This is a genomic window from Streptomyces sp. NRRL S-495 (assembly GCF_000966955.1).
GTDB lineage: Bacteria > Actinomycetota > Actinomycetes > Streptomycetales > Streptomycetaceae > Kitasatospora > Kitasatospora purpeofusca.
Genome location: NZ_JZWY01000828.1, coordinates 1 through 578 on the forward strand (window position 1 = coordinate 1; position 578 = coordinate 578).

The 578-nt window shown below is 66.4% G+C and carries 1 protein-coding gene; it reads right to left on the reverse strand.

Translation table 11 applies throughout. The annotated features are described in order from the left end of the window. Positions 1–48: 48 nt before the first annotated feature. Positions 49–578 (reverse strand): integrase core domain-containing protein (locus VR45_RS34340; RefSeq protein ID WP_045943825.1); only part of this gene is annotated, 530 nt, incomplete at its 5' end.

The window sequence follows — 578 nt, forward strand, 5'->3', positions numbered from 1 at the left end:
CGACCGTCAGGCCGACCTTGCCCTTGCCGAAAACGTCATCCGCTCTGATCAGGCAGCATGTTGGTACTCATGGAGGAGGCCGCCGAGTCGGTCGCGTCGTCGTATGTCGAGGCGGGCGATTTGCCCTGGATCGGTGATCGGTTGGGGGAGTGGGTGGAGTGGGCGGGCGTTGGCGATGCCCTGGTGTGGCCGGTGCCCGTTGTAGGACGTCTCGAACTCGCTTAGGGCGTGCAGGAGATGGCGCCGGTCCCGGATCAATGTCCGGTCCAGTCGTTCTCGCCTGCAGGTTTGTACCCAGCGCTCCATGGTGGAGTTCATTCTCGGCATCCGGACGCCGCTGAGTACCACCTCGATGCCCGCTTCCTTGAGTGCCTCGTCGAACAGTTGCGGGAACTTCCCGTCCCGGTCCCGGATCAGAGAGCGGGCCCGGCAGCCGGCGTCCTCGAGATCCATGGCGAGATTCCTCGCCGTCCGGGCCACCCGGGCTGCGGTCGGATGCGCGGTCACGCCCAGGACCCGGATGCGGCAGCTGGCGTGTTCGATCACCGCGAACACGTACAACCGGGCCCCGGACAGGG